This is a genomic window from Flavobacterium endoglycinae (assembly GCF_017352115.1).
Taxonomy (GTDB): domain Bacteria; phylum Bacteroidota; class Bacteroidia; order Flavobacteriales; family Flavobacteriaceae; genus Flavobacterium; species Flavobacterium endoglycinae.
Genome location: NZ_CP071448.1, coordinates 4,156,914 through 4,171,484 on the forward strand (window position 1 = coordinate 4,156,914; position 14,571 = coordinate 4,171,484).

Annotated in this window: 8 protein-coding genes; 5 read left to right on the forward strand and 3 right to left on the reverse strand. The window is 33.9% G+C overall.

The genetic code is table 11. The features are described 5' to 3' along the window. Nucleotides 1-117: 117 nt before the first annotated feature. The 3 genes from J0383_RS18535 to J0383_RS18545 form a co-directional block, all read right to left on the reverse strand. Nucleotides 118-1,587 carry an MFS transporter gene (locus J0383_RS18535; protein ID WP_207295453.1) on the reverse strand — a complete coding sequence of 490 codons (1,470 nt, stop codon included), beginning with the start codon at nucleotides 1,585-1,587 and terminating at the stop codon, nucleotides 118-120. 169 nt (nucleotides 1,588-1,756) lie between these two features. Then, nucleotides 1,757-2,458 carry a LytR/AlgR family response regulator transcription factor gene (locus tag J0383_RS18540; protein ID WP_207295454.1) on the reverse strand — a complete coding sequence of 234 codons (702 nt, stop codon included), beginning with the start codon at nucleotides 2,456-2,458 and terminating at the stop codon, nucleotides 1,757-1,759. After that, a complete protein-coding gene (locus tag J0383_RS18545; protein ID WP_207295455.1) occupies nucleotides 2,448-3,500 on the reverse strand; it encodes a sensor histidine kinase in 1,053 nt (350 codons plus the stop codon). The genes J0383_RS18540 and J0383_RS18545 overlap by 11 nt, the downstream gene beginning before the upstream one ends. A gap of 270 nt (nucleotides 3,501-3,770) precedes the next feature. On the opposite strand from J0383_RS18545, the gene J0383_RS18550 reads away from it, so the two are divergent. The 5 genes from J0383_RS18550 to J0383_RS18570 all read left to right on the forward strand — a co-directional run bounded on the left by J0383_RS18550 (nucleotide 3,771) and on the right by J0383_RS18570 (nucleotide 14,549). Next, on the forward strand, nucleotides 3,771-6,968 hold the full coding sequence (locus J0383_RS18550) for a SusC/RagA family TonB-linked outer membrane protein (RefSeq protein WP_207295456.1): 3,198 nt from the start codon (nucleotides 3,771-3,773) through the stop codon (nucleotides 6,966-6,968). A gap of 11 nt (nucleotides 6,969-6,979) precedes the next feature. Next, complete coding sequence (locus J0383_RS18555) at nucleotides 6,980-8,503, forward strand: SusD/RagB family nutrient-binding outer membrane lipoprotein (protein WP_207295457.1); 1,524 nt, start codon at nucleotides 6,980-6,982, stop codon at nucleotides 8,501-8,503. Between the two features lie 71 nt (nucleotides 8,504-8,574). Then, nucleotides 8,575-9,597 (forward strand): glycosyl hydrolase family 18 protein, encoded by a 1,023-nt coding sequence (locus tag J0383_RS18560; RefSeq protein WP_207295458.1) that lies wholly within the window; start codon nucleotides 8,575-8,577, stop codon nucleotides 9,595-9,597. 328 nt (nucleotides 9,598-9,925) lie between these two features. Beyond that, on the forward strand, nucleotides 9,926-12,958 hold the full coding sequence (locus tag J0383_RS18565; protein ID WP_207295459.1) for a SusC/RagA family TonB-linked outer membrane protein: 3,033 nt from the start codon (nucleotides 9,926-9,928) through the stop codon (nucleotides 12,956-12,958). 10 nt (nucleotides 12,959-12,968) lie between these two features. After that, a complete protein-coding gene (locus J0383_RS18570) occupies nucleotides 12,969-14,549 on the forward strand; it encodes a RagB/SusD family nutrient uptake outer membrane protein (RefSeq protein WP_207295460.1) in 1,581 nt (526 codons plus the stop codon). Nucleotides 14,550-14,571: the final 22 nt, after the last annotated feature.

The window sequence follows — 14,571 nt, forward strand, 5'->3', positions numbered from 1 at the left end:
ATTTTCTCCCAAATGGATTTTTATTACAGAATAAATAGGTGATTTTTTTTTCGGATAAGACACAAAAAAACTCCCATTGAGAGAATGGGAGTTTTTTTATGCTTTATATTTAATTTTTTAGTGCCCACCGCCTTCACTTTCGACGTGGCTGATACCTTGTTTTTTAAGTATTTGTGGACAGTAGAAACCATAGAATGCTAAATATGCAAAACCTAATAATGGTACAATATAAGAGAAGTGTGTCCATGAGATTCCTAAAATACCTTCTGGTTTTGTAATATCAAAATCACAGATACTTCCTTGAATCAATGGAATAACTCCACCACCAAGAATCATCATGATTAAGAATGAAGAAGCTTTTCCGGTGTTTTTTCCTAAACCTGCAATTGCTAAGTCGAAGATAGAAGGCCACATGATCGATAAAAATAAACCTCCAGAGATAAAGAAGAATTTAGCAATTTCAGGATCTGGCCAAGCTAATCCAGCAATCATCATTGTGATTCCTGAAAGACCAAAAAGCATCAACGTTTTTCCTGCATTTTTTCCTCCTATAAAACTTACTCCAATGAATAATAAAATCCAGATTGGGTAAATGTAAAATGAAGATACATCGTGAGCAGCAAAAATATTAGCACCAATGATTACACCAAATGCAATAGCTGGTACGATGAATTTTAGTGCTGTGTTTACCAATTTTGATGTGTCAAAAACGTTAACACCACCATTCCAACGACCAATCATTAAACTTCCCCAGTAAAGGGCGATAAATGGCGCAACGGCATCTTCTAAAATATTTCCAAATTCGTGAGTATGTAATAACGCTGGTAAATTACTAATAATAGTAACTTCTGTTCCAACATAAATGAAGATCGCAAGCATTCCAAGATATAATTGTGGATAATCAAGGATATTAAAACTGCTGTGGGCATCTTTGATAACGGCTTCTTCTAGTTTTTCAGGATCTTCGATTTTTGAGAAGTTCATGAAAATAGCCACTGCGATAAAAGCAAGACCAAGAATAATAAATGGTAATTTGATATCTTCTAAGGAAAGAGCTGTTTTTTTGTTATCTCCCATTCCAAATAAAGCGATACCTAATAAGATAGCTCCAATTGTGGTTCCGAACGAGTTGATACCTCCAGCCAATGTTAAACGGTGCGCTCCAGTTTGAGGGCTTCCCATTTTAATAGCTAATGGATTGGCTACAATTTGTTGAATTGAAAATCCTAAACCAACAGTAAACAAAGCAGTTAAAAAGAATGGAAAGCTTTCCATTGTCGCTGCTGGAACAAATAAAAACGATCCAACTGCTGAAAGAACTAAACCAGCTGAAAGTGTTTTTTTGTATCCAAATTTTTGAAGGACATCTAATTTTAAAGAAACTAAAAAGAAGATAATTGATCCCACAAAATAAGCAGCATAAAATGCCCAGGCTACTAACTGTGATTGTACTTGTGATAAAGTAAATACTTTTTTGAATACTGGTATCAGGATATCATTGGCAGAACCAACAAAACCCCAAAAGAAGAAGACGATTATCAATGAGATAAACTGCCCCCACTTGGTTTGAACATTTTCTGAACTCATAATTGTAATTAAGGTTAATTTTTAATAAAAATTGTTTTTTGAAGACCGTAAATATATTTGTTACGTTAATCAAAAAAAAATTATTGATTGAAAATAATGTTAAATTTAAACCAACGGCGTTATTTATTCAACAATGTGTTAGTTTATACAGAGTTAGAAATGTTAAAGTTTATTCGAAAATTCTATTTTTTACGTCTTTGCTGTAATTTCTTCCAATTGGTATCGTGTAAGACTGGATTTGAATGCGGTTTCCTTCAATAGATTTTACCTTGTTTACAGCAATTACGTACGATTTATGAATACGCAGAAAACGGTCGCCAGGCAATTCTTCGGATAATGACGTTAATGATTTATGAGTAATATAGGTTTTGTCTGGCGTTACAACTTTGATATATTCCTTCATTCCTTCTATAAAAAGAATTTCTTCAATATTAATTTTCATCATCTTTTTATCGACTTTAATAAAAATATGAGAATCGCCTTTTACAGCATCAATTTTAATATTGTTTTTTAAGTTATACTCCGTGGTAATCTTGTTGATGCATTTTATAAATCTTGGCAGCGGAATGGGTTTTACAAGATAATCTAAAACATCAAGATCATAACTTTCTGCGGCAAATTCCCTAAAAGCTGTGGTTATAATAACCTTGGTTTTGTTTTCAATAAGACTTATCAATTCAAAACCAGTCATCATAGGCATATTGATGTCTAAAAAAACGGCATCTACAGAAGTGCTGTTTATAAAATCCAGTGCTTCTAAAGAATTATTGAATGTTCCTATAACTTCAAAATCTGTGAAATTAGTAAAATAATTTTGCAGAACTTTAATAGCTAAAGGCTCATCATCAATCAATACGCATCTAATTTTCATTCTGAATTGGTATTTGCAAACGGATTATATAGTAATTTAGTTTTGTTGTGTCTTTTAAACTGAAATGATTTTTGTAAATTAACTTTAGTCTTTTCTTTGTATTAACTAAACCAATACCGCCTTTGGACTTTCGATTTTGTGAAATTACAAAATTATTTAAGATTTCAAAGTACAACATTTTATTGTCGACAACTTTGCAGTTGATTTTGATTTTGAAGTTATTGTTGTTAACTCCGCCATGTTTAAAAGCATTTTCAACCAATGAAATAAAAATTAACGGGGGGACAACAACATCTTCAATATTCGATTCTAAATTGATCGTAACTTCAACATTCTCAAAACGTAATTTTTCTATTTCAATATAGTTTTGAATGTAATCTATTTCTTTTATCAACGGTACAAACTTGGTTCCTTTTACATCATACAATACATATTCCATCAAATTGGAAAGTTTGATAATGACATCTGGAACTTTATCTGAAGATTCTAAAGATAAAGCATATAGATTATTTAAAGTATTGAAGAAAAAATGAGGCTGGATTTGGTTTTCCAGATATTTCAGTTTGATTTTAAATTGATTTTCTCTTAGCGATCGGTTTCTTTCCCTTTCGCGAAGCCACGTTAACGTAAGATAAACTGAAGAAGCCATTGCAAGCACATACAACTCTCCAATACAAACTGCTACGATATGATTTATTTCAAATGGATGATATTCTCTATTGGCTTCCGGCCAGATATTTTCGGATACTATATAATAGGTAAGAGCGGTTTTTAATAAATAAATTCCGAAAAGACTAACTAATAACGCCAGCGTATAAGTAATGTACTTCTGTTTTAAGACATATTTCGGAACTAAAATAAATAGATTAAAATAAACAAGTGGAATATGAAGCGAAAATTCAATAAGATTTGATTTAAACGAATAGGGATAGTCGTTAAAATAAGCTCCCCATCGTAAAAAGTTGAGAGTAAAGTAAGTTCCCCAGAACCAAATGTGATTTTGAAGTTTGATGTCAAATTTTAGTTTTTGAATTTCTTTCAACTTTTTCTTTAACTTTTTATTATTTGTTTTGGATGGTTCGAATAGTTGTGCAACTTTACATAATTAGTTGATAAAACGCAATTCTTTTGAAGAAAATTTTGAAATAAAACGATATTGATATTTAATTTAATTGGAATAACGTTTTCGTGAAACATATTGTTGAATGTTTTATGTCGTTTGTTTAAAGATAATGACTGTTTGTATAAAATATTTTTTTTAACAGTACCTTAACAATAAATTTATCCCTAACTAATCAAAACCATGATAAAAATGAAACAAATTATGTTAATCCTTATGATTGCTTTTACGGTGCAGGTTTCGCTTGCACAAGTAAAGACAGTTAAAGGTTTGGTAAGCGATCAAAACGGATTGCCGCTGCCAGGGGTAAGTATTCTTGTTCAGGGTACGAAGACGTCAAGTCAATCCGATTATGACGGTATGTATACGATTCAGGCATCAGCAGGAGATGTTCTGGTTTTCTCGTATATAGGTATTAAAACTAAAACAGTAACAGTTGGGACTTCAGCAACAGTAAATGTAGTGTTGACTCAGGACACACAAAATCTGAATGAAGTTGTTGTTACGGCTTTAGGTATCAAAAGACAAAAGAAAGAACTTGGTTATGCTGTTCAAGACGTTAAAGGTGAACAATTGAATAAGGCAATTACAACCAATGTAACTTCTGCTTTATCAGGTAGAATTGCCGGTGTAGATGTTTCTATACCAGCAACAGGAATCGCAGGAAGTACAAGAGTTATTATTAGAGGTATTTCTAGTATTGGTGAAAGTAACCAGCCTCTATACATTGTAGATGGTGTTCCTATTGATAACTCAGGTTTAAATAATGATCAGGCAGCTACTAGCAAATGGTTTGATGGCCGTGATAACGGAGATGGGATTTCAAGTATTAACCCAAACAACATCGAAAGTTTAACGGTACTTAAAGGAGCTGCTGCTGCGGCTTTATACGGTTCACGAGCTTTAAATGGGGTAGTTTTAATTACAACTAAAAAAGGAAGCAAAGGTAAACTTCGCGTTGAATTAACAAGCGGAGTAAATTTTGACAGAGTAAATGCAAAATACTCTGATTATCAAACAGAATACGGAACAGGATCCAACGGTGCTCTTCCAGATCCTGCAAAAGCACCAACTGAAATTTATGGGTACACTACTAATGCGTGGGGACCTAAATTTTCTGAAAGTGTAGGACAACAGGTTAAAATTTTCGACGGTTCTATGAGACCTTACGCTAGAGTAGAAAACAATATTCAGGATTTCTTTAGAACTGGCTTTACAACTACAAACGGAATTGCGGTTTCTGGAGGTAATGACAGCGGATTTGTGCGTTTTGGTTTCAATAACTTGAAAAACGATGACGTCGTTCCAGGATCTGGATTAGAAAGAAACGACGCTACTTTGAATGCGACTTTAAAATCAGAAAAATTTACGTTAGATGCAAATGTGAATTATATCGCTGAAAATACAAACAATAGACCAGCTTTAGGAGATTCTCCAAATAACGTTGGATATTCATTAAGTGGTTTAGCGCCAAATATTGACCAAGCTTGGCTGAAAAATTATAAAAATCAAGACACTGGACAGATTTATCCATGGAACAACAATGTTTATTTGTTGAATCCTTATTTTGTCACCGAGGAAAATCACAATACATCAGTTAAAAATCGTTTCATTGGAAATGTTACAGGAACATATCAATTGAAAAAATGGATCGCTTTAACTTTTAGAACAGGTCTTGACACTTACAATTTTAGTGCAAAAGATTTCATGGCGGCAGGAAGCACCTGGCCGGGAAGAGATGAAGGCTATCTTGGTTTAAATAATATTAATGTATCTGAAATGAATACTGATATTATTGCCACTTTGAGCGATATTAAGTTAGCAAAAGATTTAACTTTTTCTGGAATTTTAGGTACAGCAAGAAGAGATTTTAGAAGAGAGCAAAATTCAAGATTTGGAACAAAAATTATTGAGCCGGGAACTGAATACATCAGCAACTTTGTAAATAAAACAGAAAACGCTCCCGTTGAAACAAAAACAAGAACAAATTCAGTTTACGGATCTGCGAAATTTGATTACAAAGGGTATCTATATGCTGAGTTTACAGGAAGAAATGACTGGTTTAGTGTAATTTACAGCGGAGATGAAAGTGCATTTTATCCTGCGGGTTCGTTAGGATTTGTATTCTCTGATGCATTTAACATTCAAAACGATACTTTTTCTTATGGTAAATTTAGAGCATCTTGGGCTCAGGTTTCGAACTCACCAGGGGCTTATAAAAATGCATTAAACTATACTACGTTTTCTTCATACGACGGTCAGAGTGTTGTGAATATTAAAAATACTGCGGCACCAAACCCTAATTTAACATATCAGTCAAAAACAGGAGTTGAGTTTGGATTTGAAACAGCTTTCTTCAAAAACAGATTAAGAGCAGATGTTACTTTATATCGTGAAGACACATCAGATCAAACACTTGACTTACCTTCATCAGCAACATCAGGATATGAATTTGTTTCTGTAAATGCTGGAAAATTACGTAACGAAGGTATTGAGGTATTCTTATCAGGAACTCCAATAAAAACAAACAGTTTTGAATGGGGAATTGATTTGAACTTCTCAAAAAACAAAAACTCTATCATTTCATTGCATCCAGATATTAATACCTATACAATATCCGAAGCTCGTTGGGCTGGAGCAGCTGTTGTTGCGCAGGTTGGCGGCCAATACGGAACTATTATGGGTAGAGATTTCTTAAGAAATGAAAATGGAGAAAAAGTAGTTGCGGCAAATGGACTACCATTATTTACAGATGAAAAAGTAGCCTTAGGAAAAGGACTTCCTGATTGGGCTGCTGGTTTAACCAATAGATTTACTTACAAAGGAATCACGCTTCAATTCTTAATTGATATGAAATTTGGTATGGATGTATATTCTATGACGAATTCATTGGCGGCAACAAAAGGACTTTTGGATGTAACTACTGATGGTAGAGATGCTTACAATCATGCAAGAGCAGAAGCAATTGCAAATGATCCTAACTTTAGCCAGTCTACATGGGTTCCAACAGCTGGATATGTGGCAGAAGGTGTGGTAAATACAGGAACAGCAGCAAATCCGGTTTATGTAAAAAATACAAAACCTGTTAATCCACAAGATTACTGGAATACAGTATTTAACAACTCACCAGCGCCATTTGTTTACGATGCATCTTATGTGAAATTAAGAGAGGTAAGTTTAGGATATACTATTCCTTCAAGTGTTTTCGAAGGAGCAAAAATAAGTTCAATTTATGTTTCGGCATTTGCAAGAAACTTGTTGACTTTCAATAAAGATCTTCCAAATATTGACCCAGAATCTATGTATACTTCTGGAAACGGACAAGGTTTTGAATATGGTTCATTGCCATTTAGACAATCTTACGGTTTTAATATTAAAGTTGCATTCTAAAAAAAGAAATTATGAAATTTAATCAAATAATTATAGCCGTACTCACATTGTTTATTGCAGTAGGCTGTACAGATAATTTTGAAGAACTGGAGAAAGATCCGGTTGCGTTGTCAGCAAATCCAGCTGGGCAGCTTACCTTCACCCAATTATGTATGTCGGGTGATGGATTTTACCAATGGAGAGCCAATTTAATTTATTCAGGAGGTTTTGTGCAGCATTATGCAGGTGCTTGGAACGTAACTGAGTTTGGAAGCAAATTCAAAAAAGACGATGGATATGCAACCGCTCTTTGGAGAAATGGGTACCAAAACGAATTAAAAAACGTGGTTGATATTCTTGAAAAAACAAATGGCGATCCAGCAGCTGTCAACATGAATGCCGTTGCTAAAATTATGAGAGTAATGGTGGCGCACCGTATTACGGATTTGTATGGAGATATTCCTTATTCTGAAGCTGGTTTAGGTTTTTCAAAAGGAATTGTAACTCCTAAATATGATAAACAAGAAGATATTTATGCTTCATTTTTTCATGATTTAGAAGAAGCTTATAATCAATTAAATCCGAATGGTGGCTCTGTAAAAGGTGATTTATTCTACAAAGGAGATATTTCTAAATGGAAAAAATTAGCCAATACATTACGCTTACGTTTAGGTATGAGACTTTCTGAGGTAAAACCAGCAGAAGCAGAAAAACAAGTGAAAGCAGCTTTACAAGCAGGTGTTTTTGCAAGTAACGATGACAACTGTATTATGCACCATTTAGATGCTACTTTTAATGATGATCCAGCATCAATCGATTTTAGAGGAAATGGATTAGCTTATGCACTTGTAGGAAATGAAAATGGAGATCATTTTAGTACTTTGGTTATTGACTTTTTAAGAGATAACGGAGATCCTAGATTACCAATGTATGCAACTCCAAAAACAACGAGCAGTCTTGCTTGGGGAGCACCATTACAGCCGGGAGAAACACCTTATGAAGGCGTAAAACCAGGACTTTTTCAGTGGGAAGTTCCAATGGGAGCAAGTTCGACTTCTGGAATCCAATCGTATTTCAAACAAAAAACTACACCATTTTTACATGTAAGTTATTCTGAAACACAATTATTACTTGCAGAAGCGGCATTTAGAGGATGGGTTTCAGGTTCAGCAGCAGATTATTACAGAAAAGGAGTTGAAGCAGGTATTAAGCAATTAGAGATTTACGGAGCAACACCAGCAACTCAAGCTGCTATTGATACGTATTTAAATGCTAAACCTTTAGTTGCAGGACAAGAGAAAAAACAAATTGCAACACAATTATGGATTACTTATATATTTAACAGTATTGAAGCGTATTCAAACTGGAGAAGAACAGGATTCCCTGTGTTGATTCCAATTACAAATCCAGATTCTGAAACAGGAGGAATTACACCAAAACGTTTGTATTATCCTAATGATGAAATGCAGAAAAATGAAGCAAATTATTTAGAAGCTTTATCAAGAATGGGAGGTAAAAATGATTGGTTGAATAAAGTTTGGTGGGATGCCAATTAAAAAATCCTAAAAAAATATAGAGTTATGCCTAATAAGGTGCTATTTTCATTCTAATTAAAATTTAAAAAATTATGATAAAAAATAAAGCCTTATTAGGCATCCTTTTTTATATCAGTTCTCTTTTTTCAGTTTACAGTTGTACAACTCAAAAAGATGATAATCCAGAAGAATCAAAAATAAAAACAGCAAGAGTCGTTGGTTATTTATCATCGGATAGTTTTGACAAAATGACCTCGATTGAATATTGTAAGTTGACACACTTAAATATTGCTTTTGCAAATCCAGATAAAGACGGAAATTTGATTTTCAACGGAAATATTGATGCTGTGATTCAATACGCAAAATCAGTGAATCCTAATATTAAAATTTGTATTTCTCTGGCAGGCGGAGTTATATCGCAAGAGCAAGCGGCAAATTGGTCGTCACTAATTGATAAATCAGAAAACAGACCCGCGTTTATTCAGCATATTATTCAGTTTACCGAAATTCACAAATTAGACGGTGTTGATGTTGATCTCGAATGGGATGCTGTTACAACGGGCTACAGCGGTTTTGTAACCGAATTGCGAAAAGCTCTTCCAATAAATAAGCTGCTAACGGCTGCATTACCTAATAATACCCGATTTGTAAACATAAGCAATTCGACTCTTAATGCTTTTGACTTTTTAAACATTATGGCTTATGACAGCACTGGACCTTGGAGTCCAAACAAAGTGGAGCAGCACAGTTCGTTTGATTTTGCAAAAAATGGTATCGAATTTTGGCACAAACTTCAAAATGTGCCTTCAGAAAAACTAACACTTGGTGTTCCCTTTTATGGATACAATTTTACATTTACGCCTGTTACAAGTTCAACATACGGAGACATAGTTGCCGCAGGAACACAATTAGCAGATCAGGACGAATTAGGTAAGCTATATTACAACGGCAGGCCTACGATCGCTCGGAAAGTTGAATATGCTTCTGAAAATACGGGAGGAATAATGATATGGGAACTTACCCAAGATTCATTTACTGAATATTCTCTCTTAGATGTTGTTCACAAAAAATATACAGCATTAAAAACAAAAACATCAGGATTGTGCGGTAATTAAAATTTCTTAAAATTATTTAAAAATATAAGCATTTTCATCTTTTAATATTAACAAATTAAAAGGCGAAAATGCTTTTTAATTTTATAAAACCCAGATTTATAGCTTTTTATTTTTATTTAAAAATTATCAATAAAAAAGCTTAAACATTGATATAATTTGTTACAAATAGATAAAATGATGCTTTTTATAGAATGGAAAACGTTTTCGCATAACGGATTATTGAATGTTTTATGTCGTTCGTTTAAAATATGATGCAGTTTGTATAATATATTTTTTTTAACAATCCCTTAAGAATAATTTTACCTCATAACTAACAAAATAAATAAACATGAAAAAAATTTTCTTAATCTTTATGATTGCTTTTACGGCGCAAGTTACGCTTGCACAAGTAAAAAGTATCAAAGGTGTGATTACAGATGCTGATGGGATGCCATTACCAGGGGCGTCTGTTGCTGTGCAGGGAGGTCAAAAGGGAGCTACGACAGATTTTGACGGATTGTACTCTATTGAAGCACAAAAAGGCCAGACATTAGTTTTTAGTTATGTAGGTCTTGAAACACAATCAATAGTTGTAGGAGATGCTGCTACAATTAATGTAAAAATGCAACAAGCAGCTTCAAATGCTCTTAACGAAGTAGTAGTTACTTCTCTGGGTATTAAGAAAACAAGAAAATCTTTGACTTATGCGGCTCAGGAGCTTAAAGGAGAAGAGTTAACCAGAGTTAGAGATGTAAACGTTATTAATACAATAGCAGGTAAAATTGCCGGTGTTGCTGTAACTAAAAGTTCAAGTGGTACAGGAGGATCTACAAAAGTTGTAATTAGAGGTAACTCTTCAGTTTCTAATAATCAGCCTTTGTATGTAATCGACGGTATTCCATTGTATAACGGTACTTCTGGACAACCAAATGATTCTTTTGGTAGTACCTCTACTGGTAACCGTGATGGTGGTGATGTTGTTTCATTAATAAACCCAGATGATTACGAAGGAATGACAGTTTTAAAAGGTGCTGCAGCATCTGTTCTTTACGGAAGCCAAGGAGCAAACGGAGTTATCTTATTATCTTCTAAAAAAGCAAAAGCAGGTCAGCCAACAATTACAGCATCATCTGTAACTACTTTCGAAACAGCTGCTTATTTACCAAAATTCCAATCTGATTATGTTGCTGCGACTGGGGCTGATGAAAGCTGGGGAGCTAAGCAAAAAACAAAAGATCACGTAAAAGACTTTTTCGAAACAGGTAATACTCAAATTACTTCAGTAGGTTATTCAACTGCAGCTGAAAATTCTTCTACAGCATTTACATACGCAAACACATCTGGTTCAGGAGTAATGCCTGGAAACAGTATTAAGAAAAATAATTTTGGTATTCGTCAGACAGCAAAATTCTTTGATGATAAATTAAATTTTGCTGCAAACGCAAACTATACTACACAAACTATCATAAACAAACCAGTTAACGGTTTCTACTTTAACCCTTTAACAGGTGTTTATTTAATGCCAAGAGGAAACGATTTCAACTACTATAAAAACAATTTTGAAGTTTTTAATGCCAACAGAAATTTAATGGCTCAAAACTGGATGACTAATAGAGATATTATGCAGAATCCATATTGGGGAATCAACAGAAATAAATCTGAAGATGATAATAATTTCTTCAACGGAGCATTATCATTAACTTATAAAGCGAACAATTGGTTAAGTATCGCTGCCAGATATAGTTATAATAGAATTGAAAGTGCTTTTGACAAAAAAATCTATGCTACTACACAAGGAACAATTTCTCACGAAAATGGTAGATATTATGTAGAAAATGCTTTAAGTACACAACGTTATGGAGATTTAATTGCTACAATTAACACAAAATTTGGTGACAACTTTAGTTTTAATGCCAATGTTGGTACCAGTATTAATAACACTTTAGGAAATCAAAAAACGATTCTTGATTCTGGAATTGGAGGAGGTTTAAAATATGCTAACTGGTTTACATTACAAAACTTCAACAACAATTCTGGAAACTACCAGACAATTGATTCAAGAAAAGAAGTACAGTCAGTATTTGCAGCTACAACATTTGGATACAAAGACATGTTATTCTTAGATCTTGCGGCAAGAAATGACTGGTCATCAACTTTAGCAAATACAGGTTCTGCAAGTTATTTTTATCCATCTGTTGGGGTAACAGCTATCATTAGTGAAATGACTAAATTACCTGATTTTATTAACTATGGTAAAGTTCGTGCTACATATGCTGAAGTAGGTAATGATATTTATCCTTTCGTAACAGTTCCAACTTACTACTATACTCCAGGAGTAACGGATCCAAAACCAAAAGTGGCTCCAAAAGAAGGAACTACATTAAAGCCTGAATTAAAATCAGAGTATGAACTTGGTACAGAGTGGAGAATGTTCAATAACAGATTCACTTTTGAGTTATCATACTACAATTCAGAAACTAAAAACCAATATTTACAAGTTGTTGCTCCAAAAGGAAATGCATTAGGAGTAGATTTCTACGGAATCAATGCAGGAAGTATCGAAAACAAAGGTTTTGAAGCAGTTGTTACTGCGGGAATTTTTAGAGGAGATAAATTCTCTTGGGATTCAAGCGTAAACTTCTCACAAAACAAAAATAAAGTAAAAGAAATTCCAACAGAATTAGGAGGAAGAGTAAACTTAACAGAAGCAGGTGTAAACAGTTACAGATATGCATTAATTGAAGGTAGACCGTTTGGGGTTATTGAAGGTATCAACATCAAAAAAGATGCTCAAGGCAGAATGTTGTTAAACGATGACGGAACTATCCAGAAAACAGATTTCCAAGAAGTTGGAAACTCTAATCCAGATTTCATGTTAGGTTTTTCTAACTCATTTAAAATTGGTTCATTCTTCGCTAACGTATTAATCGATGGTCGTTTTGGAGGAGAAGTAATGAGTTTAACTGAAGCACAAAATGACTCTTTCGGGGTGTCTAGAGCTACTGGAGATGCAAGAAATGCAGGTGGTGTAAAAGTAAATGCGGTGAGAGCTAGTGACGGAACTGCAGTTTCTACAATGGATGCTCAATTATATTATACTCAAGTGGGTGGTAGAGCAGGTATTACTGGTGAGTATGTATATGATGCAACAAATGTAAGTGTGAGAGAAGTTTCTATCGGATATAATTTCAATGCTAAAAAATTACCATTTATTAAAACGGCAAGCGTTTCTTTAATAGCTAGAAACCTATTCTTTATCTATAAAGATGCTCCGTTTGACCCAAACATTGCATTAAGTACAGGCGAAGGATTACAAGGTGTTGATATTTATGGATTACCATCTACAAGAAGTATCGGGCTTAATTTAAATGTAACATTCTAATTTTAAAAACATGAAATTAAATACTATTAAAAGAACAGCTATCTGTATATTATTACTCGCAGCAGTTGGGTGTACAGGTGATTTTGAAGATATTAATACCAATCCTAATGGTATTACACCTGAACTATTTGAACAAGACTTCAATCATATTAAAGGAGGTTTTGCTCCAATGTTTAACAACATTTATGTATACACTCCAGAATGGGTTTACCAGTTACAGCAAAACTTAAACAGTGATATCTGGTCTGGTTACATGGCAACTCCAACAGGTTTTGCTGGAGGAATTAACAATACCACTTATTCATTAGTTGATGGATGGAATGGATTTATCTGGGATTATGCATACAGTAACGTAATGTTTAATGCTTACGATATTGCACAAAAATCAAAAGGGAAGTACGATCAGTTTTACGCTCTTTCATTGATTTTAAAAGTTGAAGGAATGCACAGATTGACAGATACTTTTGGACCAATCATTTATTCTAAATTTGGATCAACTGAATCAACAATTGAATACGATTCTCAAGAAGAAGTATACAACCAAATGTTTAGTGAGTTAGATTTTGCTGTTGCAGAATTAACAAAAAGAGTCGATGCCGGAGAAGCTTCAAGCTTTACATCAACGGATTTATCTAACTACAAAGGAGATTATAAAGCTTGGGTAAAATTTGCAAACACATTACGTTTAAGATTAGCAATGCGTATTGTAAAAAAGAATCCGGCACTAGCAAAAACGCAAGCTGAAAAAGCCGTGGCGCATAAATTTGGAGTTTTCACAACAAATGCTGATTTATTTAAAATCGTATCTCCAGTTTATACAAACCCACTTGCAACCATTAGTGGCGCATGGTTAGACATTAGAATGTCAGCTGATATGGAATCAATTTTAGGAGGATATCAAGATCCAAGAATCGAATCTTATTTTGATGTTTCAACTCAATTCCCTGGACAGTATAAAGGAGTTCGTACTGGTATCGATATCGCTGCTAAGTCAGATCACCAAGATTTTTCTGGACTTGGAGCACTTATTAGATCAAAAGAAGTTATTTTAATGACTACTGCAGAAGCTTATTTCTTAAGAGCTGAAGGAGCATTAAGAGGATGGAATATGGGAGACAATGCTGAATCTTTATACAAAAAAGGAATTACAGCTTCTTTCGAACAGCACGGAGCTGCAGGAGCTGCAGCATATATCGCAGATAATGTAAAATTACCAAAAGCCTATGTAGATCCAAACTTCCCAGTAAACAATTCACTTGCAGTAAACAATGTTACTGTTGCTTGGGACGATCTTGCTACAAATGAGGTTAAATTACAAAAAATTATCACTCAAAAATGGATTGCAGGTTTCCCTGAAGGACAAGAAGCATGGTCTGAATACAGAAGAACTGGATATCCTAAATTATTCCCAGTGCTTAAAAATTATAGTGGAGGATCAATTACAACTCAGTATGGTGTAAGAAGAATTAACTATGTTCAATCTGAAAAAGCAGGTAACTCTGGTGGTGTTGCTTCTGGAGTATCAAAACTTGGCGGACCTGATAATGGTGGAACAAGAGTTTGGTGGGATGTAAATGCTCCTAACTTCTAAAAATAAAATAGATTACAGATTT

What these genes read in the sequence shown, in the direction of transcription:
- J0383_RS18535 (WP_207295453.1), bottom strand. Translation starts at nt 1,587, where the DNA reads ATGAGTTCAGAAAATGTTCAAACCAAGTGGGGGCAGTTTATCTCATTG.
- J0383_RS18540 (WP_207295454.1), bottom strand. Translation starts at nt 2,458, where the DNA reads ATGAAAATTAGATGCGTATTGATTGATGATGAGCCTTTAGCTATTAAA.
- J0383_RS18550 (WP_207295456.1), top strand. Translation starts at nt 3,771, where the DNA reads ATGAAACAAATTATGTTAATCCTTATGATTGCTTTTACGGTGCAGGTT.
- J0383_RS18555 (WP_207295457.1), top strand. Translation starts at nt 6,980, where the DNA reads ATGAAATTTAATCAAATAATTATAGCCGTACTCACATTGTTTATTGCA.
- J0383_RS18560 (WP_207295458.1), top strand. Translation starts at nt 8,575, where the DNA reads ATGATAAAAAATAAAGCCTTATTAGGCATCCTTTTTTATATCAGTTCT.
- J0383_RS18565 (WP_207295459.1), top strand. Translation starts at nt 9,926, where the DNA reads ATGAAAAAAATTTTCTTAATCTTTATGATTGCTTTTACGGCGCAAGTT.
- J0383_RS18570 (WP_207295460.1), top strand. Translation starts at nt 12,969, where the DNA reads ATGAAATTAAATACTATTAAAAGAACAGCTATCTGTATATTATTACTC.